General features: G+C 44.5%; 25 protein-coding genes and 1 other RNA gene. 16 read left to right on the top strand and 10 right to left on the bottom strand.

The window, feature by feature from the left end:
* Positions 1-128: 128 nt before the first annotated feature.
* The 4 genes from J2T19_RS05825 to J2T19_RS05840 form a co-directional block, all read right to left on the bottom strand.
* Positions 129-1478 (bottom strand): MATE family efflux transporter, encoded by a 1350-nt coding sequence (locus J2T19_RS05825; protein ID WP_307214065.1) that lies wholly within the window; start codon positions 1476-1478, stop codon positions 129-131.
* 203 nt (positions 1479-1681) lie between these two features.
* Positions 1682-2863: a putative glycoside hydrolase gene (locus J2T19_RS05830; protein WP_307214067.1), complete on the bottom strand. Its 1182-nt coding sequence runs from the start codon at positions 2861-2863 to the stop codon at positions 1682-1684.
* Positions 2864-3023: 160 nt separating this feature from the next.
* Positions 3024-3212, bottom strand: coding sequence for a hypothetical protein (locus J2T19_RS05835; protein ID WP_186380855.1), 189 nt, complete (start codon positions 3210-3212; stop codon positions 3024-3026).
* Between the two features lie 174 nt (positions 3213-3386).
* Positions 3387-4208, bottom strand: a complete 822-nt coding sequence (locus J2T19_RS05840; RefSeq protein WP_307214069.1) for a YitT family protein — start codon at positions 4206-4208, stop codon at positions 3387-3389.
* Between the two features lie 303 nt (positions 4209-4511).
* On the opposite strand from J2T19_RS05840, the gene cshA reads away from it, so the two are divergent.
* The 4 genes from cshA to J2T19_RS05860 all read left to right on the top strand — a co-directional run bounded on the left by cshA (position 4512) and on the right by J2T19_RS05860 (position 7908).
* Complete coding sequence (gene cshA, locus J2T19_RS05845) at positions 4512-6086, top strand: degradosome RNA helicase CshA (RefSeq protein ID WP_145046039.1); 1575 nt, start codon at positions 4512-4514, stop codon at positions 6084-6086.
* Between the two features lie 205 nt (positions 6087-6291).
* On the top strand, positions 6292-7101 hold the full coding sequence (locus tag J2T19_RS05850; protein WP_307214072.1) for a YesL family protein: 810 nt from the start codon (positions 6292-6294) through the stop codon (positions 7099-7101).
* Positions 7102-7152: 51 nt separating this feature from the next.
* Positions 7153-7343: non-coding RNA, 6S RNA (gene ssrS, locus J2T19_RS05855), on the top strand.
* 172 nt (positions 7344-7515) lie between these two features.
* A complete protein-coding gene (locus tag J2T19_RS05860; RefSeq protein ID WP_056700276.1) occupies positions 7516-7908 on the top strand; it encodes a DUF1499 domain-containing protein in 393 nt (130 codons plus the stop codon).
* A 119-nt stretch (positions 7909-8027) separates the two neighbouring features.
* On the opposite strand, the gene tpx is transcribed toward J2T19_RS05860, so the two are convergent.
* On the bottom strand, positions 8028-8546 hold the full coding sequence (tpx, locus tag J2T19_RS05865; RefSeq protein ID WP_056700278.1) for a thiol peroxidase: 519 nt from the start codon (positions 8544-8546) through the stop codon (positions 8028-8030).
* A gap of 144 nt (positions 8547-8690) precedes the next feature.
* On the opposite strand from tpx, the gene J2T19_RS05870 reads away from it, so the two are divergent.
* A complete protein-coding gene (locus J2T19_RS05870) occupies positions 8691-9317 on the top strand; it encodes a rhomboid family intramembrane serine protease (protein WP_145046045.1) in 627 nt (208 codons plus the stop codon).
* Positions 9318-9401: 84 nt separating this feature from the next.
* Positions 9402-10313 (top strand): glutamate biosynthesis transcriptional regulator GltC, encoded by a 912-nt coding sequence (gltC, locus tag J2T19_RS05875; protein ID WP_056700281.1) that lies wholly within the window; start codon positions 9402-9404, stop codon positions 10311-10313.
* Between the two features lie 38 nt (positions 10314-10351).
* On the opposite strand, the gene J2T19_RS05880 is transcribed toward gltC, so the two are convergent.
* Positions 10352-11032 (bottom strand): zinc metallopeptidase, encoded by a 681-nt coding sequence (locus J2T19_RS05880; RefSeq protein WP_307214075.1) that lies wholly within the window; start codon positions 11030-11032, stop codon positions 10352-10354.
* A 28-nt stretch (positions 11033-11060) separates the two neighbouring features.
* Positions 11061-11489 (bottom strand): MerR family transcriptional regulator, encoded by a 429-nt coding sequence (locus J2T19_RS05885; RefSeq protein WP_128101265.1) that lies wholly within the window; start codon positions 11487-11489, stop codon positions 11061-11063.
* Between the two features lie 352 nt (positions 11490-11841).
* Between J2T19_RS05885 and J2T19_RS05890 the strand changes: the two genes are divergently transcribed.
* From J2T19_RS05890 to J2T19_RS05900, 3 genes are read left to right on the top strand one after another with little or no spacing between them, the layout of a single operon-like run.
* Positions 11842-13245 carry an ammonium transporter gene (locus J2T19_RS05890; protein ID WP_307214077.1) on the top strand — a complete coding sequence of 468 codons (1404 nt, stop codon included), beginning with the start codon at positions 11842-11844 and terminating at the stop codon, positions 13243-13245.
* A 41-nt stretch (positions 13246-13286) separates the two neighbouring features.
* On the top strand, positions 13287-14372 hold the full coding sequence (locus J2T19_RS05895) for a DUF294 nucleotidyltransferase-like domain-containing protein (RefSeq protein ID WP_307214567.1): 1086 nt from the start codon (positions 13287-13289) through the stop codon (positions 14370-14372).
* Entirely contained in the window at positions 14369-15106 is a 738-nt protein-coding gene (locus tag J2T19_RS05900) for an exonuclease domain-containing protein (protein WP_307214079.1), read from the top strand. Before J2T19_RS05895 ends, J2T19_RS05900 begins: the two co-directional genes overlap by 4 nt.
* Here J2T19_RS05900 and J2T19_RS05905 read toward each other — a convergent pair.
* The gene (locus tag J2T19_RS05905; protein ID WP_307214081.1) at positions 15092-15586 is read right to left on the bottom strand and encodes a M67 family metallopeptidase; all 495 of its coding nucleotides are present in this window, start codon (positions 15584-15586) and stop codon (positions 15092-15094) included. The two genes, J2T19_RS05900 and J2T19_RS05905, sit on opposite strands and share 15 nt — an antisense overlap.
* A gap of 207 nt (positions 15587-15793) precedes the next feature.
* On the opposite strand from J2T19_RS05905, the gene J2T19_RS05910 reads away from it, so the two are divergent.
* The gene (locus tag J2T19_RS05910) at positions 15794-16345 is read left to right on the top strand and encodes a TlpA family protein disulfide reductase (protein WP_307214083.1); all 552 of its coding nucleotides are present in this window, start codon (positions 15794-15796) and stop codon (positions 16343-16345) included.
* A 127-nt stretch (positions 16346-16472) separates the two neighbouring features.
* Here J2T19_RS05910 and cimA read toward each other — a convergent pair whose 3' ends face one another.
* Positions 16473-18092 (bottom strand): citramalate synthase, encoded by a 1620-nt coding sequence (gene cimA / locus J2T19_RS05915; RefSeq protein WP_307214085.1) that lies wholly within the window; start codon positions 18090-18092, stop codon positions 16473-16475.
* 695 nt (positions 18093-18787) lie between these two features.
* Between cimA and J2T19_RS05920 the strand changes: the two genes are divergently transcribed.
* The 3 genes from J2T19_RS05920 (at position 18788) to J2T19_RS05930 (ending at position 22066) form a co-directional block, all read left to right on the top strand.
* The gene (locus J2T19_RS05920; RefSeq protein ID WP_145046057.1) at positions 18788-20089 is read left to right on the top strand and encodes a DNA polymerase IV; all 1302 of its coding nucleotides are present in this window, start codon (positions 18788-18790) and stop codon (positions 20087-20089) included.
* Positions 20090-20207: 118 nt separating this feature from the next.
* Positions 20208-20450, top strand: a complete 243-nt coding sequence (locus tag J2T19_RS05925) for a ferredoxin (protein WP_056700300.1) — start codon at positions 20208-20210, stop codon at positions 20448-20450.
* A 221-nt stretch (positions 20451-20671) separates the two neighbouring features.
* Positions 20672-22066, top strand: a complete 1395-nt coding sequence (locus tag J2T19_RS05930; RefSeq protein ID WP_307214089.1) for a L,D-transpeptidase — start codon at positions 20672-20674, stop codon at positions 22064-22066.
* A 98-nt stretch (positions 22067-22164) separates the two neighbouring features.
* Here the strand turns inward: J2T19_RS05930 and J2T19_RS05935 are convergent, their stop codons facing one another.
* Entirely contained in the window at positions 22165-22302 is a 138-nt protein-coding gene (locus J2T19_RS05935) for a hypothetical protein (RefSeq protein WP_164848664.1), read from the bottom strand.
* 340 nt (positions 22303-22642) lie between these two features.
* On the opposite strand from J2T19_RS05935, the gene J2T19_RS05940 reads away from it, so the two are divergent.
* The 3 genes from J2T19_RS05940 (at position 22643) to J2T19_RS05950 (ending at position 25157) form a co-directional block, all read left to right on the top strand.
* Positions 22643-23740 carry a quinone-dependent dihydroorotate dehydrogenase gene (locus tag J2T19_RS05940; protein ID WP_307214092.1) on the top strand — a complete coding sequence of 366 codons (1098 nt, stop codon included), beginning with the start codon at positions 22643-22645 and terminating at the stop codon, positions 23738-23740.
* A gap of 132 nt (positions 23741-23872) precedes the next feature.
* Positions 23873-24688, top strand: a complete 816-nt coding sequence (gene yjbM, locus J2T19_RS05945; protein WP_307214093.1) for a GTP diphosphokinase — start codon at positions 23873-23875, stop codon at positions 24686-24688.
* A complete protein-coding gene (locus tag J2T19_RS05950) occupies positions 24675-25157 on the top strand; it encodes a DUF309 domain-containing protein (RefSeq protein ID WP_307214095.1) in 483 nt (160 codons plus the stop codon). Before yjbM ends, J2T19_RS05950 begins: the two co-directional genes overlap by 14 nt.
* The last annotated feature ends 34 nt before the right edge of the window (positions 25158-25191 follow it).

Here is a 25191-nt window from a genome sequence, read left to right on the forward strand (position 1 = left end):
ACTTAAAAAGGATGACCCCTGTAGAATACAGAGATCACCTTCTTCAAGCCATGTAGGTCTTTTTTAGAAATGTCCTTTACATAGGGTACAGTTTATACAAGGGCCGTGCTCTTTTTGCGTTTGCACATTTATGCTTCAGTGGCAGCTTTGCGCTGTACCAGGAACAATCTCCACAGCAATGCTACTGCACCGACAGCGAGACCTGTAATCAATCCAACCCAGTAACCAAAAGCACCAAGGGACGTATACGTGGCAGTAATATAGCCAACCGGCAGCCCGATGATCCAATAGGCTACAAACGTAATGATGAGAGCGGGATTCACATCCTTATACCCTCGAAGTGCTCCCTGCGTTGGCGTAGCGATGGCATCCGAAATCTGAAAGAAGATCGCATAGATCAAAAAGTGCTGCGTCAGTGCAATAACTTGCTGATCATTCGAATAGAGACCGGCAATTTGTTCACCGAATACAAGCAATACGACGGCGGTTAACAAAGACAACACTATCGCCCCACCAATGCCAAGAAGGCTGTATTGTTTCGCATCTTTGGTTCGCCCAGCACCTGCTTCAAAGCCTACTAGGATCGTAAGAGCCATACAGATGCTTACGGGTAACATATAGAGCGTAGAAGCGAAATTCAAGGCAGCCTGATGAGCAGCAATCGTAATCGTATCGAAACGACTCATCAACAGCGTAACAGCTGCAAAAATGGAAGTCTCAAAAAATGTAGCGAATCCGATGGGGATTCCAATTTTGAGCAGTTCTTTCCACTTTCCAAATGATAGTTTAGACATTTGACGGAAAATGCCATACTGAGCGAATGGCTCTACCCGATGTACAACGAAAAGACTGATTAGGAATATGAGCCAATAAGTAGAAGCTGTTGCTACCCCTGCCCCTACACCGCCTAATTGAGGAAAACCCCAACGTCCGAAAATAAGTAGGTAGTTCAGTAGTATGTTCACAGGTAATGAGAACAACGTAATTAACATACTAATTCGCGTCTGACCGAGAGCGTCCATAAAGCTTCGAAGAACGGTATATCCGAATAGGGGAGTAATGCCGAAGGCAAGGGCGCTCAAAAAGTAAAGAGCAACCTGAGCCACTCGCGGCTCCAGTGGCATAGCATTCAAAATGGGTTGTAACAACAAGGTCCCAGCGGCAAGAACGAATAAACTGACTGCAAAGCCAAGATATAAAGCCTGTATAACATTGTAGCCGATCTGATCCTTGCGTTTAGCGCCGAGTAAATGGGAAACAACAGGTGTTATTCCGATTAGAATACCACTAAGACCTGTCTGTACAGGCATCCACAGACTTGTACCAATGGCTACACCTGCCAGGTCAGATGGAGAAAATTTGCCTGACATGTTGGTATCGAAGAATGACATGGCAGATAAAGCGATCTGTGTGGTGAAAATGGGTAGAAATATGATCAAAAATTGTTTTGCTTTCTGTGAAAAGCTTGTTGTGGTCATGTTCACGTGAGGCGCCTCGCTATTCTCATAAAGTTATCATCATCGTGTCATTACTGGACAGCTACTTATTGTAGATGATTTTATTCTGTTTGAACAGAGAAGAGCGGTGCAGCATGAAAAACCCGCGCCGTCTAATACGGTGCGGGTTGTCATTGCTCGTTACATGATACCTAATAAATTCAGATAAGTGCCTTCTTCAATATTTATTCGTAATTAACACCTGGCGTATAACGGTTGGATGCATTCCAGAGTAGATACTCATCCACATTCATATCTTTCATAGCTTTAATCTGGTCTTCGACTTGTTTCTTCCCGTATTTCACGTAATGCCCACTACCTAACCAGCTAGCCGTAAAATCTTGAATCCATGGCCGTATAATCGGTTTAAGCTCCTCGGTTGGATCAAGCTTCTTATGTGTATCTTCCATCGATCCTTTGATCGTTGTATATGGGTCTTTATCCGGATCCTTCACACCGTACCAACCTGTAGAGTAATGACTAGGGTATACCATGGGTGAGATCACATCTACATTCTCTGATATCTTTACAAAATCCTGTCCGATCCCTTCAGCAGCAGGGACAGATGCCGCATATCCGAAAATATCGACAGATACTCTAACGCCCAATGGAGCAAGCTCTTTACGAGCGTACTGCACGAACTCAGCCACAATATCAACCCGTGATTTGTCTGTTTTCGTATATTTTAACGTATCCGCGCGATTCTCAAAGCCTTCCGGGAACCGAACATAGTCAAATTGAATTTCCTTGAATCCTAGTTTTGCTGCTTCTTTGGCAATTGCAACATTGTAATCCCATACTTCTTTGCTATAAGGGTTCACAAAGCTATCTCCCTTACTGTTAGCCCAGACGCTTCCGTCTTTGTTCTTGAAAGAAAGTTCCGGATTCTTTTCAGCTAAAATGGTATCTTTGAAAACGACGACTCGTGCGATGGGATACACATCATGTTTCTGAAGTCTTTTCATCAGTGCATCAATATCCCGAATAAAAGGTTGGGATGTGCCCATTTCAAGTAACGTTTTATTTTCTGTGGGGTATGTAATATATCCTAGATCGTCTTTAATATCGATGACCATGGAGTTCAACTCTGAATTGTCGATTAGTTCCAGTAATTCTTTCATGCGTGCCCCACCAGCGCTATAGGCAGTTACATAAATACCTTTGACAATGGGTGCGTCGGGTTGAGGATCAATTTTAGCAGGGGGATTGTCTGCATCGATGACCACCTGATCTTGTTGAGATTGAATAATGGCTGTATTAAAGTTATTCGTTATCGAAGGAAATGCCTGCACTCCCTGATCTGATGTTACCGAAGAACCGCTGAAGCTTCCCCAGGCCATGGCAAGTAAGGCCCAAAACATATTCATTGTATTCCACTCCCTTAGTGTATTTCCATGTCTGCATTATACAGTAAACCCCTCCCGGCTTTTAACCTTATTAACCAAGTAATGAAACATGTGTAAAAAATGAAAACCGCTTCCTGAATGGGGATAACCCCCACAAGAAGCGGCGTGATCAATCTAAAGATTATTGAATGTAAATATCGTTCTGATGCTCACAAATACTGTACTGAATGATTTCCATTGCATCTCCCTGCTCCAAGATGCCCAGCCCATCTCGGAGGACAATCAGTGAGTCGAGTTCATTCGGTTTTAAGAAAGGGAGCATTTCCGGGCACCATTTGTTGACGATCTCAAACAGTTTTACCGTTTCCATATCCACAATAATCACCCTTTCCTACTCGAATTCCAAAATGGTAAGTCATTCGGCGCGAATCGGAAAAGCAAAGTGCCTGTGAAATTGAAGGGCAGATCCTGCTATACATCATATTTAGGAGCCGTGCACAATTATTATACCACATTTATGATAATTGTTAACCGTACAGGTGTCTTAACTTCGACGGAAGGAACCCATAACGCCAACCGTTTCCACAATATTCACAAATGCTTTTGGGTCGGTTTCTTTAATGATTCGTTTGATCTCAACCAGCTCATATCGAGTCGTTACAGTCATTAACATATCCTTTTCGATATCGGTATATGCTCCTTGGGTTTTGATCTTTGTAACTCCGCGTGGACGAACAAGTAATTTCTTCAGCATTGCCTCGGTCTCATTCGTAATGATGTACAGTGTTACTTTAATGTGGCTGATGTGGATCAGATCCAGCACTTTACCTGTGATATAGATGGATACCATGGATGCCAGGGCAATCGTCCAATTATCACTCAAGTAACCAGCGAGCATAATAATTGCTCCGTTCATACCGGCCATAACGGTACCGATAGGGAAGTCACGGTTACGTGTGAAGATCGAACCGACAATATCAAGCCCACCAGTTGAACCACCTACTCGGAATGAAATGCCTGTGCCCAATCCAACAAGAATACCGCCAAACACACAGCTAAGCAGTGGATCTGGTGACACAGCAAAAACAGGCAGCAAACCGATAAACCAGGATGTGGCTGCTACAGAGACAATACTCAATATAATGAAACGTCGTCCAAGAATAAACCAACCTGCGATGAGCAAGGGAATGTTAAGAACAAAATACATTATACTAAGATTCAGGGTTGTGAAATAACCCAGAAGCATGGAAATACCGGATACCCCGCCGCTAAGCATTTGATGCGGAATTAAGAACCAGTTGAAGCCGCAGGCAATAGCTGCAGCACCCAAAATGATCACTAGAGAGTGCCAAATTATTTTGGGCAATTTAATCACCTCATTTATATTTAAAACCAGATTGCTGGTAATCTTGAATTGTTTTGTGATATAATGATTTGTGGATATTCTTGAGTAGGAAACTTTTTCCAAATGTATCAATAAAATTTGAAATGTTTCAAACGCATGTGTGTAGTTTTAGTCTTATGTTGGGGACCCATACACGAATTATAATGAATTGTGATAATAATTTGACCAGATGGGATAACCTATAAATATTAACGCTACTTAAGAATACAGACAACAAAGTGGATTGTCCACCATGTCCACCATATAGAAGGAGTATGAATAATTTTGACAAATTTAAATTTCGCAGATTTCAATCTTGAACCACTGGTGCTACAAGCCATCACTGAGCTCGGGTTTGAGGAAGCAACACCGATTCAATCCAAATCGATTCCTATCGCACTACAAGGCAGAGATTTGATCGGTCAAGCTCAAACAGGTACAGGTAAAACAGCAGCATTCGGTATTCCATTGATTAGCAAAATCTCCAAGACTGACGACAAAATCCGCGCCCTCATCATGGCACCTACACGCGAGCTTGCGATCCAAGTTGCCGAAGAGATCGAAAAACTCACTCGCTTCAAAGGATTGCGCTCCCTGCCAATCTACGGAGGACAAGATATTGTTCGGCAAATCCGTGCACTGAAAAGAAAACCACAGATTATCATTGGTACACCTGGACGTCTTCTAGACCATATCAACCGTAAAACAATCAAACTTGATGATGTACAAACGGTTGTATTGGATGAAGCAGATGAAATGCTCGACATGGGTTTCATGGAGGATATTCAATCGATCCTGAAACAAGTTCCAGATGACCGTCAAACGATGCTGTTCTCAGCAACAATGCCTCCTAACATTCAAAAATTGGCTCAACAATTCCTTAACAACCCTGAGCATGTATCCGTAATTCCGAAACAAGTTAGTGCACCTCTGATTGACCAAGCTTACATCGAAGTGCCTGAGCGTCAAAAATTTGAGGCATTGAGCCGTTTGCTTGATATGGAATCTCCAGAACTGGCCATTGTATTCGGACGTACGAAACGTCGTGTTGACGAATTGGCTGAAGCGTTGCAAAAACGTGGTTATTCTGCTGATGGTCTCCATGGTGACCTATCTCAAAACCAACGTGATACAGTAATGCGTAAGTTCCGTGACGGCAGCATTGATGTACTCGTTGCAACTGACGTTGCTGCTCGTGGTCTCGACGTATCCGGCGTAACTCACGTTGTAAACTTTGACCTTCCGCAAGATCCTGAGAGCTATGTTCACCGTATCGGTCGTACTGGCCGTGCTGGTAAAGAGGGTGCTGCTTGGTCATTCGTTACACCACGTGAGATCGATCACTTGCACTTTATTGAGCGTGTAACGCGTCATCGTATTCCACGTAAACCATTACCAACAATGGCAGAGGCTGTAGAAGGTAAACAACGTTTGACAGCTGAGCGTTTGCTTGAGATCGTACAATCTGGTGAACTGAACGAATACAAAGGCATTGCTATTCAGATGCTTGAGCAATATGATTCAGTTCAACTCTTGTCGGCTGCTCTGAAGCTCCTGACAGGTGACAAAAAAGATGCACAAGTTGATCTGACTCCAGAAGATCCAATCCGTGCTAAACGTCGTAAACCAGATGTTCGCTCCGGTGGACGTAAACCATCAGGTTACAGTGGTAACCGCAGTGGCGGTGGCGGCGGATACAACCGTGATCGCAACAGCAGTGGCGGCGGACGTGGTGGCTACAACCGCGATCGTAACAGCGGTGGAAGTGGAAGCAGAGAAGGTGGTTACAACCGTGACCGCAAACCTCGTCCAAGCAACAATGAAGGACGTCGTCCTGCCAAAGATTCATCTTTTGAGTAACATTTAATTCAATAACATATAAGCTTGATCTAAGGAATGAGGCAGGTAACTGCCTCATTCTTTTTTTTTGTATGTTAAAGATCGTAGGAGGACGAGATCAGGTGAATCATCTCTTTTCCGGAAGTACTGGCTTTTACTATATAAAATAAGGTATATTAATATTAGACTTCAGGTTACACGCAAGGCTGCGGAGGAGGAGAAATGTTTGGAATTTAAAGGAGCTATGGGCGGGATATACAGGCTTACAGAGTGGATTACACGACTTGCCGCAACCAACTTGTTGTGGGCTATTTGCTCGTCTCCATTCTTGTTTTTCATGATTATGAAGGTCTTAGTCATGCAACAGAACTTGGCTAACGAATCATTGCAAATGAACTGGGCTATGGCGATTGTGGCACCGCTTACACTGTTCCCGGCAACCTCGGCTTTATTTACGGTTGTGCGTAAATGGAATATGGGTGATACGGATGTACCGATTTTCCGCACGTTCTTTGTAGGTTACAAAGAGAATTACAAACAAAGTTTGATCGGTGGTATATTCTATACGCTGCTTTTTGCCATTATGTATCTAGATTACACGGTTTATATGACACAGTTCAAAAATATGCAGCTCGTAGGCATTATCATGCTTGTATTGCTACTGCTATTGTTCGTTTCACTGTTTAACTTTTTCTCAATGGTTGTGCACTACCATATGTCGATTGGATTAATTATCAAAAATGCAGTTTTGTTAACGCTGATTAGACCGTTTCGTGTATTTTCAACCTTGCTGGGAAGTGGATTGTTAATTTACATCGGCTCTAGATATCCAGTATTGTTTGTCTTCTTTATTGTAAGCATTATCGCTTGGTTCGCGTTCTTTAATTTCTATGCTACCTTCATGAAGATGCAAGAGCAGATGGAGAAAATGCAGAAGCAGAAGGAAGAAGAGGAAGCGGCACAAGCTGGAGATGCTGTCGAAACAATTGAGGGTGTAAACCCTGTGGAAGACAAAAACGAAACACTGCGAAAATAAAACTTGCTTTGTCGGCATTTACTTTTTACACAGTTAGGGATATAATAACTGTACATCCTGCGATGTACGTTTCGGTTATTCGTTGTTTTGAACCAATGATGATGTCTTCGGGAGATCTATACAAAATGTTGCTGAAACGCCCTGTCTATACGACATGGGGACTTCAAATTCATTTTTGCGGCCACCCACCTGCCAAGCAGGTTCATAAGACAATGTAGCCGGACGGCATAGGCGGGTTCCTATGTTACAAGTACAGCACCCTGACACTTTCCTCTAATCCAGGAGTATCAGGGTGCTTTTTTGTGAGGAGAATCGTATTTTTGTTAAAAATGCGGCTTACCCTTTTGTTACTTCTTGAACAATGTTACACTAGAATACATAAATGGAACGGTTACACTCAAAGGAGGAAGGGTCTTGACCTTAAAGAGAACGCTCGTAGGTATCATCCGAAGCATGGAGGGAACCAGCGATCGAGCCAAGGATCCCAAATTAAAAACACGGTATTATAACCTATCTAAAGAGAGAGCGTGGGAAGAGGTTTCTTCTACACTAAAGAAAATTCCAGGTTATAAAGTGCTGCACGAAGTACCATCTGTTGGAGAGATTATCTTGGAAAAACGTACAACGTTTGGGCGGACGATGGATATCACCGTTTCTATTATCTCTGTTAGCCCTGTGCGTAGTGCGGTAGATATGTATTCTGCTTCACGTGGTTCGCTTGGGGATCTGGGATCGAATTATCGTACAATTATGAATCTATTCTCTGTGCTTGATAAAAAGCTGGCAAAATACAAAACAAATGATTAGGACGTGTCTGAGAACTGCGTCCTTCGCGGTTTTCAAACACGTACTAAATAGATGATGACAAAACAAAAAGCGAGAGAAGGTGAGCCTTCCTCGCTTTTGTTCTGGGACGTGTATGACTTCTACAGCAGAGCTTTTACTGCAGCAATGGCTTGCTCGAAGTTAGGGGATTCTGTCATTTCAGGCAGATACTCCACATATGTAATCTTATCTTCGGCATCCACTACGAAAATGGAACGCATGTCCAGTTGGAATTCCTTGATCAGAACACCGTAATTTTCACCGAATGAGCGTGTTTTGTAATCAGACAAAGTAACAACGCGGTCTACGCCGGCTGCTCCGCACCACCGTTCCTGTGCAAACGGAAGGTCTACGCTTACAGTCAGGACAACTACGTTGTCTCCGAGCTCTCCAGCTTCAACGTTGAAGCGACGAGTCTGCGCATCACATACGCCGGTGTCCAGGGAAGGAACAACGCTAATCAATTTAATTTTGCCTGCATAGTCTTTCAGAGATACTTCTTCAATCAGGTTTTTGCTGAGTGTAAAATCAGGTGCTTGATCGCCTACTTTCAGTTCAGGGCCGATCAATGTGATAGGGTTACCTTTGAATGTAGCTGCGCCTGTACGTTCTTGTGCCATAATAATGTTCCTCCTTATTAATTGGTGATCCGTGCCAAAATCCATTATAATCTTTTATGAAAGACATTGTCCAATGTGGACGCAGTTTATTACGATGGATCAGATGAAAGCCGATCTGACAGGGTGGAGTGAAAGTAGAAACGTATGATATTTATTAGGTATGAGAACTGGAAGAGTTATTTGAAGTTTTTCCCTTTGACGTCAATGTTATTAGTTGCAAATGTAGTGATGTTCATTCTTTTGTCTTTGAATGGTGGTTCAACCAATCCTGTAACCTTGGTCGAGTGGGGGGCACTGACGAACCTTCCGGTTTATTCGGAGGAGTGGTGGCGGCACTTTACGTCCATTTTCCTACACGCTGGTTTTAGTCACCTGTTATTCAACAGTTTTGCTCTCGTTGTGTTTGCGCCTCCGATGGAACGGATCCTCGGGTCAATCAGGTATGGAGTGTTGTACCTTGCTAGCGGTGTTTTGGGTAATGTGCTTGCGCTTGCTTGGTACAATTCGTTGGGGCAAACAACGATATCCGTTGGTGCTTCAGGTGCGGTGTACGGTATTTATGGTGCGTTTCTGTATGTTGCCTTGTTCCAGCGAACCATCATGGATGAATCTTCGCGCAAAACGTTATATACACTGCTTGTATTCGGTATTATATTCTCGTTTGCGATGTCGGGAATTAACTGGATGGCTCATTTAGGTGGATTATTAGGTGGATTCTTTATTTATGGACTTATCATTCGGTTGTGGCGTCCGCGGATGTTAAAAAGGTAACAATAATGGTCATGAAGATAATCTGTGATCTTGGTACGCATGTAAGGATAAGTAGGGTATAGCAGAATGGAGCGATCAGGCTAAGTGGAATTAAGACAGTTGCATTACTTTTTGAAAGTAGCACAGAAGGAGCATGTTACCCAGGCTGCGGAAGAATTGCATGTGGCACAGTCTGCGGTAAGTCGACAAATTCATCAACTAGAGGAAGAACTCGGTGTTGATCTGTTTATGCAGAAGGGGCGAAATCTGCAATTGACTGCTGTGGGGCAGCTCTTCTGTAAACGCATTGAAGGAATTTTGAAGGATTTGGACAAAGCAGTTGGAGAAGTCCATGAATTTTTGGATCCTGAACATGGCGAGATTCGGATTGGTTTTCCGCATAGTCTGGGTATTCATCTAATTCCGTCTGTTGTAGCAGCATTTCGTCAGCGTTATCCTAATGTTAAATTCCGATTCAAGCAAGGCATGTTTCCTACCCTAATTCGTGACGTGCTGTCCGCTGAAGTGGATCTAGCGTTCATTTCTCCTTTTCCGGAGAAGCACGATCAGGTTGCTGGGGATATTGTACTTACGGAGGAATTGCATGCAATCCTTCCGCCTAACCATGCGCTTGCCAATGAAGAAACGATTGCGTTAGAACAACTGAAAGATGATAAGTTCGTGTTGTTCAGCAAAGGCTACTCGCTGAGACCGATTGTATGGCATGCTTGTCTCGAAGCTGGATTCACACCCAAAATCGCCTTTGAGGGTGAAGAGACAGATACGATTCGAGGATTAGTCGCAGCGGGTATGGGGGTCAGTCTTCTTCCTGAGATGGCTCTGTTTCAAACAAATCCTTTGCAGCCAGCCCATGTAGCAATCTCCCATCCCAAAGTGACACGTACGATTGGGTTAATACATCGGGCGGATGATAAGCTTCCTCTTGTGGCACAGTCGTTCCGATCATTTCTATTAAATTATTTCGGTCTACAACAAAACAATACCCCATCCGGTTAACGGTGGGGTATTGTTTTTTGTTTATGTTAGCTATTTAATTAGTCACGGCTATTGAAAATCCCGATATAACGGATCAATTCAAGCAATGAGATTAATGCTGCAGCAACGTAAGTCAGAGCTGCGGCGTTCAGTACCTTCGCCACGCCTTTTTCTTCTTCGTTGCGGATATATCCTTCGGATACCATAATCTCACGTGCACGGTTGCTGGCGTTGAATTCTACCGGCAAGGTAATCAGTTGGAACGCAACGGTAACGGAGAAGAAGATGATACCGATCCCGACAAGATTCATAGCGTTGAAGAGGAAGCCGGCGATCAGCAAGAATGGAGCCAGACCAGATGCAAAGTTCACGATTGGGAAGATCCGGTGACGCAGTGCAAGCATTGGGTAGCTTTCTTTATGTTGAATCGCATGTCCAACCTCGTGACACGCTACAGATACGGCTGAGATCGAATTCTCGTAGTATACGGGCTCTGACAATCGAACGACCCGGTTCATTGGATCATAGTGGTCAGATAGGGCTCCACGAACGGGTTCAATTGGAACATCGTGAAGGCCGTTAGCATCAAGCATGTGACGAGCAGCGTCGTAACCAGTCATGCCATTCAAATTGGGTACTTCAGACCAACGCCTAAATGTACTTTTTACGCGGAATTGCGCCCATAAAGAGAGCAAAAAAGCGATAATGATCAAAACGAACATACCGTTATTAAAACTCATATTCATTCCTCCACTTTCTAATAATAAGTTACATCATGGTGTTTTCGAGCAGAATTTTCAGTGCTTCCATCGTACCTGCGCTCTTCGTGAGCAGCCCTGCCATCATTTTGCGTGCTTGTACAGGTTTCATCTCGCCAAGGAGAGGTTTAAGCTCGTTAACCTCACGCTCAAGCTGCTGCACGTGAAGTTCTAAGGTAGTCAGTTTATGGGCAACCTGCTCTTCAGTGCTCACCAGACTCCACTTCTGAAGAGATTGTTTAATCTCGTCGAGACTATACTTCTCTTGTTTCATTTGTACAATACGTTCTAGTCTGGTTAAGGTTTCACTACTATAGAGACGATAATTTTTCTCTGTACGCTCTTCAGGGTCAATGAGACCCAGTTTTGTGTAATAGTCAATCGTCCGTTCGCTCACACCCGCGGTCTTGGCAAGTTCGCCAATTCTAAATAGTTTCATATCCCCAATGATATTCACCTCGCTTGCAAGTTCAAATGTAGGGAATTGTAGATTCCACCTGCGGCTTAATACAGTTCGCCCAGTTTTTCTTACTAATAGATATGATACATGATCTTTAACCATACAGTCAAACGTTATGCTTTGAAGATGAGAGGTGTATCCATCTATATCTATGTACTCACATCCTATGATTATGTACTTAAGTGCAAGAAAAAGACGTATGACTTTATTCCCAGAAATATTTTTCAATTTTGTTGAAAATACTCTTGTCAACTTTCCTGTCTTCTGCTTATAATGACATTAAGAGTTTCACGATGTGTGAAGAAACTTAACATGTGAGGGAGTGGGGTTCATGAGAAAGAAATGGTTGGTTTCGGTGTTAGTAATGCTTACTTTATTGGCTTTTCCGGTCAGCGCATTCGCTGCTGCTGAGGGGCCGACTAATATCGAGCTTCAAAGTGGTTTGAACTCAGCCTTTACGTTCTTGGCTGTTGTGTTGGTGTTCTTGATGCAAGGGGGATTTGCTCTACTTGAAGCAGGCTCAACACGAATGAAAAACGCAGGACATATTGCGGGTAAAACGATCCTGACGTTGGGGATCTCAGTAATTGCGTTCTGGGCTTTAGGTTTCGGGCTTGGCTTCGGTAACGGTAATGCCTTCTTTGGAACAACAGGATTCTTCCTGAGTGGTGACCAAATGGCTGCTTCCTTCGAGTCATTAGCATTCTCCGATGTTCCACTGACCGTTAAATTTGTATTCCATCTAGCTTTTGCTGCGGTATCATTAGCCATTGCTTGCGGTGGTATGGCTGAACGCGCAAAGATGAGCGTATATATCGTTTTCGGTACTCTTTATACTATTATAATGTATCCTGTTGTTGCTCACTGGGTATGGGGCGGCGGCTGGCTCGCAGAGCTGGGTATGCAAGACTTTGCAGGTTCGACGGTCGTTCACTTAACGGGTGCGACAGCAGCGTTAGTAGCTACCATCTTGTTGAAACCGCGTATCGGTAAATATAACAAAGACGGCAAACCTAACATTATCCCAGGTCATAACCAAGTGTACTCTGTACTCGGTGTTATCCTTCTGTGGATTGGTTGGTTCGGATTTAACCCAGGTAGTACATTAACGGCTTTAGATGATGGATTCTTCGGTTATGTTGCTCTGACTACCAACGTAGCTGCTGCTGCTGGTGGTGTAGCTGCACTGTTGATCTCTTGGGCAGTTCTTGGTAAGTCGGATATCCCTAGTATGTTGAACGGTGTGCTTGCGGCACTCGTTGCAATTACAGGTGCTTGTGCTTTCGTTGAGCCTTGGGCAGCTCTGGTAATCGGTGCTTTGGCAGGTATTATCACATTCTTCACAGCGCAATACTTCGATCGTAAAGGTATTGACGATCCAATCTATGCTTTCTCTGTCCACGGTGTTGCTGGTATGTGGGGCGCGATCTCTACAGGATTATTTGCTACACCAGAGCTTGCTGAGCATGCGGGTGTAGGTCAAGCGGGTCTGTTCTATGGTGGTGGTTTCCACCAATTAGGCGTACAGCTTCTCGGTCTAGTCGGCGCGTTTGCCTTCGTACTTGTTGTATCCTTCATCATCCTGGGCGGAATGAAAGCCATTATGGGTATCCGTGTTACGGAAGAAGAAGAAACAATGGGTCTCGATATAAGCGAACATGGTACTTACGGGTATCCTGAGCAAATGAAACATGCAGAAAGCAAATCCAACGGAGGCGGTACGTTCAGCTCCTAAGTTGAAGATTGCTGAATCATGCTTCAAGGAGGCCGGACATGATGGAACCCATCCCGTTTATCAACCATTCTTGGTCCTATACGGAAATAGATGTTGCAGCATCTGTTGAAGAATTGCGCCAGGCACGAATCGTATTACAGCATGAGCTCCAGGAATTGTTGTCCGCTTCCTTGTCGAAGGTTGAATGGTACCAAACGGTAAATGAGCTGCATGACCGGATTGCCCGGAAAGCAGTGGAGTTGTGCATCCAGGGGATGGTAGAGGAAGGCTTCGGCCAACCTCCCGTCCCCTATGCCTTTATCGTTTTTGGTAGTTCAGGCAGGGAAGAGTCGACATTATGGAGTGATCAGGACAATGGCATGATCATTAGTGATATGCCGCATGAAGAAAAAGAATCCTATTATGCTGAGCTTGGTCAGCGCATTACCGATGTATTAGAAGAGCTTGGGTATGCCAAATGTGAAGGTAAGGTCATGTGTTCCGAGCGGCTATGGAGAAAGACGCTTGAAGCTTGGAAACAACAGCTGTCGGAATGGCGTTCAGATCTAGCCTGGGAGCCGGTTCGTAATCTCATTATTGCTTCAGATATGCGCTTTATTACAGGAGATCATCGACTTGCGGAAGAATGGATTAACGAATTTTATTCCGGGTTCAGACAGGTACCCGAGCTTTCCGATGCTGTTCTGCGCAATACAGTCAAACATAAAGCTACATTAAATATTCTTGGGCAGGTGGTCACTGAGCGTTTTGGTGAACATGCAGGAGGATTTGATGTGAAATATGGTTTGTACATTCCGTTAGTCAATAGCGCAAGGTTTCTAGCATTACAGCACGGGATCAAAGAAACATCAACACTCAAGCGGATAGAGCGATTAGTTTCGCTTGAGGCTGTGCCACTTACCTTACTGGATGCCGCTGGCAGAGCTTTCGTATCCGCACTTGAATTCCGTCGTAATACACCGGTTGTGCTCAAACGGGATTTACAGCAGAGCAGTGGTTTTTTAGATGAGAAACAAATGAAGCAAAAGCAAGTGCATTATGAACTGAGGAATACATTAGGGCTGATACGTCGTGTGCACCGCGCACTGCAACGACAGCTGCGTTTCGCGGAGAGGAGACGTCCATGAGAGAGCCGGCACGGGGCAATACAGGATTTTGGAATTCGCTGCGTCAGGGAGGGGTTCCTTCCGCCATCGCTTCCATAATGGGAGCCCCTACGGCGCAACACATGGCTTTTATCCGTTCTATGATGAGAGAACAACGTAGACCGGAGGTGCTCCACACTCCGTTGAACGAGTTGGACGCAGTTGTGTTCGATCTGGAAACGACGGGCTTTTCACCTCAACATGGAGATGAGATTCTTTCGTTTGGAGCAGTACGGATTAATGGAGGTGCCATCGTGGAGGGTGAGCAGTTCTACACGTTGGTACAGTCCAAGACGGCAGTTCCAGAACATATCACTGAACTCACGGGAATTACGCAGGAGATGACATCGGATGCACCCTCCCTACTGGAGGGATTACATGATTTTATGTCATTTGTCGGAGGTAGTGTGCTCGTCGCGCATGCGAGTGGGCATGATCGTGCTTTTCTGAATGCAGCGTTGTGGCGCACAACCAAGGTAAGGCTTACACACCGACTGATCGACACGATGATGTTGGCGCGATGGCTGGAGCCTGGTAGGCCAGGTTACGGGCTGGATGAGCTGCTGGAATCGAGAGGTATTACCATTCAGGGGCGTCACCATGCTCTGGAAGATGCGAAGATGACCGCACAACTGTGGTCATGTTACTTGGAAGATATGATTCAGCATAATGTGGAAACGTTGGGGGATCTGTACACTCAATTAAGTCATGCGTAATTGTAATGGCTGTAATCTATATTCGATACCTTCATCACCTTCGTCAGGTGTCTGTTTCGCGGATTCAATCTCATAAGCATGTAAGTTCATCTTGTTATGACTTGTTGAATCAATGGGATGAACAGGTGAACCAATGAGATATACGTTCAGCAAACCGGCAAAAGTCGGAAGGGCGTGGATGTCCTCCAGAGATGGTAACGGCTCTGTTCGAGGATGGGAGTGGAATACGCCAATAAGCGTAGGTTCCTGAAAGATGCAACGAATCCATTCCGCCTGCTCCAGTTGGAAATGATGCAGCGGGTCAGGTGCTACGTTACGAATGGGCTGAAACCGACTGATTCGTATGCCGCCCGCTGCAGCTTCACCCAGCACAACCCCGCAGGCTTCCTGTGGCAGCGAATGGAACATGTAATCTGATATTTCTTGCTCCACGGAGGAAGGGATGTAGAGTGTGCTCTGCTGTCCACGAAGTGCTGCCATTTGTATTCACCCCTCTCTCTTTGGCTCCTGTTTCGGCAGGAGTCCTTTTTCATTTTATTTTATAGAAGCTGTTTAAAAAGTCCAATTTTTATGGATTCAGATTGTAAAATTTTTAATGAAAAGGGTACAATATGAGAGAGGATCTGGGTTTGTTCCATATGAACGTTAAAATCATGCGGGATACTGACGATAAGAGGGTGAATAACCGTGAAAAGAAATATATACATAGGGATTGTTGCTGTATTACTCATTGGTTTTGCGTTAGCGCAAAATGCAGGGGATGGGATTGCAGCGGTGTTCAAGCAGGAGGAACCTCTTCCTACGGAGACTGGGCCTCGTGCAGGATTGCTTGCTCCTGGATTTTCTCTAACAGCCATGGATGGGAAAACCTACAATGTAGGTGGAGCTAAGGATAAAGCGATATTTGTGAACTTTTGGGCGTCTTGGTGTGAGCCTTGCAAACAGGAGGCACCAGAGCTAAATTCCTTGGCAGCAAAGTACAAAGATAAATTAGACGTGTATGGTGTTAATGTGACATCGTACGATAAACTTAAGGATGCCAAAGCCTTTGTAGATGAGTATAAGCTCACCTTCCCAATCTTGCTGGATGAAGACGGAGCGACTTATGCAAAGTATAACGGAGTGGCCTTTCCTACAAATGTACTGATTGATGCCAACGGTGTGATTCAGGAGGTTATTCTGGGCATTTTGCCTGAAGAAGAGTTGGAACGTAAAATAAAGGCAGTGATTAAAAAGTAACTGTCTTAAAGGAAATCCTAATAATGTCTTCAATAAGGCGACAAACAATGAATTCAATCCAAAAATAAAGCGCTCATTCTCCGTTGCTGGAGAAGAGCGCTTCTTTTATTTTCCGGGAAATATGCGTTTAATGATTATTTAGCCCATGTGCAGCGATTGAAACGATGCTAGGCTCGTCCTGTATGTTTTCCTGAAGTAACGCGTAGCGGAAACTGTGCACGAGTGCTTCCCAGCTCGCTTCAATAACGTTCTCAGATACACCAACCGTATTCCACGTGTTTTCCGTATTTTTGGACTCGATCAGAACACGTACTTTGGCCGCTGTAGCATCTTTCTCATCCAGGACACGTACTTTGTAGTCAGAAAGGTGCATGTTGCCGAGTGAAGGGAAGTATTGTACAAGCGCCTTACGAACAGCATTATCGAGTGCGTTGACAGGGCCGTTCCCTTCAGCAGCAGTGTACACACTGTTTCCGCCTACATTCAATTTAACAAAAGCTTCGGAAACAACGGATTTTCCGGCGGTTTTCTCCACCAGCATTTTGAAAGATTCAAAGGTGAATAGTTCTTTCATGTCTCCATTGGCCTCACGAATCAATAATTCAAGTGAAGCATCCGCACCTTCAAACTGGTAGCCTTGGTGCTCCAGATCTTTGATTTTCTCAATAATCTGGCGAGAATTCTCGCTACTAGGGTCGAACTCAAGTCCGAGTTCTTGAGCCTTAGACACAATGTTACTTTGTCCAGCGAGTTCAGAGACAAGTACACGTTGTTTATTCCCAACAAGTTCTGGCACAATATGCTCATACGTTCGGGAATCACGCAAGATGGCGGAGACGTGAATTCCACCTTTGTGTGCAAAAGCAGCATTACCAACGTATGGCTGGTTAATTGGCATGTTCACATTCGCGATCTCACTTACGTAGCGCGCTACGTTGGTCAGTTGTTTCATCGAATCTTCAGACACGCACTCGTAGCCAAGCTTCAATTGTAGGTTAGGGATAATGGAAGCCAGGTTGGCGTTACCACAACGTTCTCCATATCCATTCATCGTACCCTGTACCTGTCTTGCACCGGCTTGTACGGCGCTTAATGTGTTGGCAACAGCCAGTTCACAGTCATTATGTGTATGAATGCCAAGCTGAGCTAGGGGCAATCCGCGGTAGAGTGTGGATACAATCTCATGCACCTCATGAGGCATCGTTCCGCCGTTGGTATCACACATAACCAGCCAGTCTGCTCCAGCTTCATGCGCTTTGGTCAGCACCGCTTGGGCATATTCCGGATTATGTTTGAAGCCATCGAAGAAGTGCTCTGCATCAAAAATGACTTCCATTCCCTTTTGTTTAAGATAGGCGATCGAGTCATAGATCATGGACAGGTTTTCTTCTAAAGTAGTTTGCAGTGCAGTATGCACGTGGAAGTCCCATGACTTTCCAACAAGTGTCGCTGCATGAGCACCTGATTCAAGAATTCGTTGTAAGTTAGCGTCCCCACTGGCGACAGAGCCTTTCCGACGTGTGCTGCCAAATGCAACCACCTTGGCGTTCAAGTTCAATTCCTTGACTCTTTTGAAAAACTCAATGTCCTTGGTGTTGCTGCCCGGAATTCCGCCTTCAATATAATGAGCACCCAGGTCATCTAGCTTTTTGGCAATTTTGAGCTTGTCATCTGCCGATAAGCTGACACCCTCCCCTTGTGTGCCGTCACGTAAAGTCGTATCGAAGATGGAAATGGCCTTTGACATGAAGATCCTCCTTTGAGATAAAGCGCTTTTTTAAAAGTTAATTGGTTAGTTGGGAAAGTAATAAAAGTTTAAGTTGTGTAAAATCCTTCGATTCTGCAACGCTACACTGTGTTAAACTGGCTGCGTTGATTTGTCCTAAAGTCGTGAATTTGTATAATTAATTATTATAGCACCATTATAGCCAAATGCTACATAGAATTCGCAGTTTCATGTAACAAAAATAGGATTTTTGAGTTTTAACACAGCGTGAACGACTGAGAAAATTATGTTATGCTTGTTAGAATTGGATAAAGGAGGGAGAACTATTGAGCTTTATTTGGGAAAATACAATGATTTCATTAATAGCTACAATCATATTTGGAGTCGGCATTTTGGCGATCGTTCGGTTGATCATCAAGTCCTTTCAGAAATAAACTGGATCGAGTGATGAAGGAGCTATTAAAGGTATAATGGAATTCATTAAACGATAAGCATTTTGCATCTTAATTCAAATTTATTGCAAGTCCATTGAAGCAGTTTGAATTCCATGATGATGATCAACAGGATACAAAATGCTTGTATAAATGCGAGTTCTGGAACAACCTCTATAAATAATTTTACATAAGAAACTGGAATATTATAAACTATAGAGTGTGGGGTATAATGATACATTTCTCATTGTCTACGAGTCGGTATACGAAAGGGCGGAGGTAATTATGTCTTCAGACGGAACGCATTATACCCATGTTGAACAATATTATCCTGCCGCCGGGCGGGTCATTTTGCATGTGGATATGAACGCTTTTTACTGTTCTGTGCATGAAGCAGAGGAGCCTGAATTATATCGAGGCAAGGCGACGGCTGTGGCTGGCAGTAGCGAGGTGCGAAAAGGGGTCATAGTAACCTGCTCCTACGTAGCTAGAGGTAGAGGAATATCAACAGGCATGGTTGTCCACCAGGCCATGAAGAAATGTCCTGATTTAATTGTGATTCGACCTGATTTTCATTTATATCGAAAGTATTCCAGGGCATTCATGCAAATCGCATACAGCTATACACCGCTGCTTGAGGCAACCTCTATTGATGAGTGTTATCTTGATATCACCGGTTCGAAACAGTTCGGGACACCTATGGAAATTGCAGCCAGCATACAGGATCGAATTCGAGAGGAGCTAGGATTACCCTGTTCCATTGGAATTGCGCCTAATAAGTTGCTTGCCAAGATGGCATCAGACCTGAAAAAGCCTAACGGGATTTCCATTCTGCGAATGAGAGACGTGCCCAACATTCTATGGCATAGACCATGCAATGAACTGTTTGGCATAGGTAAGAAGACAGCGGAGAAGCTAAAGAAGATCGGTATTGAGACGATTGGACAGCTTGCCCATTCAGATGAGCGAATGCTTACAGATCTATTTGGTGTCAACGGTACCTGGTTGAAGAATTCAGCTAAAGGGATTAATCATTCGCCTGTGCAGGCTGAGCGGGAAGCGAACAAGTCCATCGGACACACAACAACACTGCCAGCGGACATATCGGATATGAATGATGTGCAGCGGGTTCTTTTAAATATTAGTGACCAGGTCGCCAGAAGGCTGCGTAAGCATGAAATGTTGAGTCAGGGCATTCAGATCACCATTCGCACGCCGGACATGAAGACCATTACCCGCTCTCGGTTAATGGAAGTGCCTACAGAGGATTCGTCCATCATATATCGGGAAGCTTGTGCGTTGTTCGCTAAACACTGGGGGAGTGGGAAACCGGTTCGAATGTTAGGCATCACCCTACAAACGTTGATCCCGCGTGAAGAATCTGCCATTCAGATGGATCTGTTTGAATATGAGCAGAAGCCGAAGAAGGAGAGCTTGATTCGGATCATGGATCAATTGCGTGACAAATTTGGGGAAAATGCAGTTGTAACCGCGGGCATGATTGGTGACGATCCATCCGTGTTACTGCGCGACCATAAAGTACGGGGAACTTCCTTGCAAAAAGATAATTTGCAAAGTCTTGATTAAATAAGGCATAATAGAGACTTGCGGTTATAAAATTGTTTGTAATTACTCTTACTTTGTATTAATATGTTTCTAGATAAAAATACTGTACGTTTGTGAATTTTTAGGAGGAGAGATTGTAATGAGTAAATATACTTGGGTTGAAAAAGATACATGTATTGCATGTGGAGCTTGCGGAGCAACTGCACCTGACATCTACGATTACGACGATGAAGGCTTGGCAGAAGTAATCTTTGACGGTGATGCAAACAAAGGGATCAAAGCTATTCCAGATGAGTTCTTCGATGATATGCAGGACGCTTGCGACGGTTGCCCTACAGATTCCATTAAAGTTGCGGATGAGCCTTTTAACAAAGAAGGTTAATTCATTATCTATATTGTAACTAATGCTAAGCACTTTCTGCTGTCTTCCACAGTGGGACGTGCTTTTTCGTTGTTTACACGTATGTGTCAGATCATGGTGGAAAATAATCCGAGGACTCAAGTCCTATGGATTTCAATCGTCAATCTGCCGATATATAAGAAGAAACGGAAAATGGCGAACTGATGGAGGATCGGATGCAAAATACTCATTTACGTACATATGTGAAGAAACACCCAGACAATAAAATGGCTTGGTATTTGCTAGGCAAGGAGTACTTGAATGAAGGCCAAGAAGCGAAAGCCAATTACTGCTTTCAACAGGCTGGGGAGGTATATGAAGCTTTTGAGCGCAGTAAAGCGCCAGCAGATATATGGGTGGATTATCAGAATAAACTCGTGGAGATGGGCGAGCAAAAAGAGAAGAAACAACGGGTTCGCAAGTTGTGGTTAACCTTGGTCATGTTGCTAGTGCTTGCGTTAGTACCGCCTGCCGATGCTCCTGGCTTCAGCCGTGATACAGCCACAGCACTCACAGATGCGCTGGCTGCAACAGATGATCAGGAAGAACAAGCTGGGGAAGCATCAGTTGCAGATTCAGAGGGGAATGATTCCAGTGTATTTACTGCCGGCACCTTCGGAGGTGGAAGTCAGGGCGAAACTGCATTAGCTGAAGCCTGGGCTGGTGCGGGATCGAACGTGCAGACGTCAGCCGTTCTCGGTATGCAAATGTCTGGTCAATGGTCGTTGTGGAAGCGTAATATGCCAGTGAAGTACATCGTACAGACCAATAACAAAGGAAGATTGACAGCCCAAAGCTATGATGCGAAACAGTGTGACTGTGAGCCTCCAGAGGTTTCAACGGAAGTAAAACAGTTGGCGGCAGCTTGGACGGCCAAGCAAGAGGTGGTCGCATCGCTGTCTAGTGCAATCGGATCTTATCGGAAAAAGAATGGAGCTTGGCCCAAAAATGTAAACCAACTTGCGCAGCCGTTTCCTAATAATGTGCTAGGTGAGACCTCGCCCGGCATGAGTCAAATGTTTCCTGTTCTACTTGCAATGCATCAACAAGGTAAAGCAACTAAGCCTCAAACGGGTACCGCTACAGTAGACAACGCAGTAGATTCAGCCGATGTGTTTGGGGATACGTTAGGTGGTGTGCCTTTCCTGAAGGAACCGCTCGAGATTGTTGTGGACAAGAAGAATCACAGGCTCGCGCTCCTCAGTGGGGACACGATTATTCGCAATTATGAGGTGGGTCTAGGTGGGGATCGAACGCCAGAAGGTACCTTTGTCATCAGTGATAAAGTGGTTAATCCAAATGGTCGCTCCAACGGAGAGTTTGGGACAAGGGGAATGCAGCTCTCGGATACCAATTATGCCATCCATGGGACCAACGAGCCAGATAGTATCGGACTAGATGAATCCCTTGGATGTGTGAGGATGAACAAAGCAGATGTGGAAGAGCTATTCGCACTTGCTCCTCAGGGTACTCCCGTGCGGATTGGGACGGATCTGCTTCCTGATACCGTGGTTGTTCCAGAAGCGAAGGATCGCTACAAGGACACGCTTGTGCCTAAGCAAAATAATCCGAACAAGACGTATCACTGGTTGAACTAGGTACACACATGGCACGTTAATGCACCTTCATTATCATCGAACTGCCCTTATACAGCCTGCTAATGATTATGTAAAATGTAAAGCATGGGTTGGTTCATTTACATATTGGCGATAATAATCAGTGCGCTAATAATAATGATTAATCCGACCACACTGGCTGCTGTCCAGATGATAGCTTTTCGATTCACTTCTTCTTTTTTCTGCTGAAGTGTTGGTGGTTTACGTTTGGGAGCCATAAGCTGTTCCTCCTTATCATCGAGCTGTTATTCATGTGACTATGGTATCATTGTAAAGAATTCCCCTTCTCTTTTCCAGTATGCAGGTAGATTTCTTATCATGCCTTTTTGAAATAAGAAATCAGGTATCGCGTGTAAGGTTCTGATCATAGCATTTTTATGGAAAGCGTATACTTGTATCCGATCTTTGGATGATCTGAATAAATGATTGTGTCTATACGTAAATTACTTTCCTTTTGAAGAAGAAACGGATAGACTTGTGTATAGAGTGTTTTTTTACATATGAAAAGACGGGAAAGCCTTTTTTAAAAGCGTACCGGACGAGAACGGAGTGAACGATTTGTTATACAGAAGTCTTGCAAAACCGCTATTGTTCAAAATGGATCCTGAGCAGGCTCATCATCTCATTATTGGTGGCCTGAGTGGTATGGGGAGCATACGCCCGGTGCCTTCTGGTTTACGTGTAATGTATGGTGTGCGTGAAACGGCTGATCTCGCAGTGGATATGTTTGGATGCCACTTCCCTACGCCTGTAGGATTAGCAGCAGGCCTGGACAAAAACGGACAAGCTGTAACGGGGTTCTCTTCGATTGGATTTGGGTTCATGGAGGTAGGTACTGTGACGCCTCTAGCTCAGCCAGGGAACGATCAGCCACGATTGTTCCGTTTGCCTCCAGATGAGGCGCTAGTGAACCGTATGGGATTCAATAACTTGGGTGCGGAAGCGATGGCAGGTGAACTATCTCGTCTGAAGGAACGTCGTATTCCAGTCGCTGTGAATATCGGTAAGAACAAGGCAACACCAAATGAAGAGGCACATCTAGATTATGCGAAGTGCATCCGAGCACTGTACCAATATGCTGATCTGTTTGTCGTGAATATAAGCTCACCAAATACACCGGATTTGCGTAATCTGCAACATGGGAACGAATTAAAAGAATTGCTTGCTGCAGTTATGAATGAGATAGAAGCCCAGCGAGCAAGTGTTGGTGGCGCAGCCAAATCCGTTCTTGTCAAAATTGCACCAGATGTTAACGATCAGGAGCTTGAATATATGGTGAGAACGATAGCCGATAGCGGTGTAGCTGGTATTATCGCAACCAATACGACGATTAGTCGGGAGGGGTTGTCTCACCAGCATGCGAAGGAAACAGGTGGACTAAGCGGTAAGCCACTCCGTGATCGCTCTACGGACATCATTCGTCAAATCTATCGCCAGACCGAAGGGTTGCTCCCGATTATCGGCTCAGGTGGTATTTTTACAAGCGAGGATGCTTATGAGAAAATTAAGGCGGGAGCAAGCCTTGTGGAAATTTATACAGCTCTGATCTATGAAGGGCCAGAAATAAACCGCCGCATCCATGCCGGATTGCGCGAATTGTTGCGCCAAGATGGGTATAATCATATTTCCGAAGCGGTGGGTGCGGAGCACAAGTAAGAAGAGAAGGAAGTTCCCCAACAGCAAAATATAGAAGCTTGGAAGAGGTTAAGTGTACGGGACTCTTCCCCCCGACAAACATCATGTATAATAGGTAATATAGGGGACGCTATAGAGACAGGAGGCATAAGCATGGACGGTAGAGACTGGGGTACATTTTTACTTCCTTATGAACAAGCGGTAGAGGAATTGAAGGTTAAGTTCAAGACAATGCGGGCGGAGCTGAAGAAAAGGGAAGAATACGCTCCAATCGAATTCGTGACGGGTCGTGTCAAAAAAATATCCAGCATTTTGGAGAAGTCCAGGCGTTTGAATGTGCCGCTGGATCAGGTAGAAACCGGGATAGAGGATATTGCAGGAATACGGATTATGTGTCAGTTCGTGGATGATATTCGCCGAGTAGCCGAATATATTCGCGCGCGTAAGGATCTAACCGTTCTCATTGAAAAAGATTACATTACGAACTTCAAAGAGAGTGGATACCGCAGTTTCCATATGATCATTGAATATCCTGTTCAGACGGCACTTGGACAAAAGATCGTGTTGGCCGAGATTCAGATCCGGACGTTAGCGATGAATTTCTGGGCGACCATCGAACATTCCCTCAGTTATAAGTTTCGGGAGAGTCTTCCCGATGATATGCGAGCTAGGCTGAAAAAGACGGCTGAAGCGGCATTTGTCCTTGATAATGAGATGTCAGCAATTCGATTGCAAATCCTTGAGGCACAGAAGGCATTTGAGGATGACTCTAATATCGTATCAAGAACACTGAACATCATACATCAATTGTATTTCTACCATCTGGTGAATGAAGCAATTGAAGCCCAGAAACGGTTCAATGATTACTGGGAGCGTCATGACATGGAAGGGCTTAAAGACCTTCTAGATGATGTGAAGACACTTTTGAACAATGCAAGGAAGGGCGAAAACCCAGATGAACAGCTATGAGCCACTGTACATCGACTACTTAATCTACTTTAATCGCGATCAGGACTATTTTGAATGCCATGAAGTGTTGGAAGAACTGTGGTTGAAATGTGATCGTGATTCATTTTATAAAGGAATGCTGCAAATTGCCGTTGGACTGTATCATTTTAGAAACGGCAATCTTCGTGGAGCGCGGATGATGTTTCAAAGTGCAGTAGACCTTCTGGAGACGTATCCTGCTGCTCAACAGGGAATTGAGCTTGGACGATTAGTCCAAGAAGTTCGTGAGCTGTTAGAGGGACTGACAGATTCAGATTCGGACAGCTTCCCTTATCGTGATCTAACGATTGTCATTCAGGATGAAGTGTTGATTCAAGCTGTTAGCCAAAGAAGCAAGCACGTGAAACCGAACATACCGCAGCGGCGAAGTCCGACGCGTGGACGGATCTATGAAGAGAAGATGAAGGCATTACAGCAGAAAGAGCAATAAAACGGAATACAGGATTACTCAGGCTAATTATCCT

This window comes from Paenibacillus tundrae, assembly GCF_030812775.1.
Lineage (GTDB): Bacteria > Bacillota > Bacilli > Paenibacillales > Paenibacillaceae > Paenibacillus > Paenibacillus tundrae_A.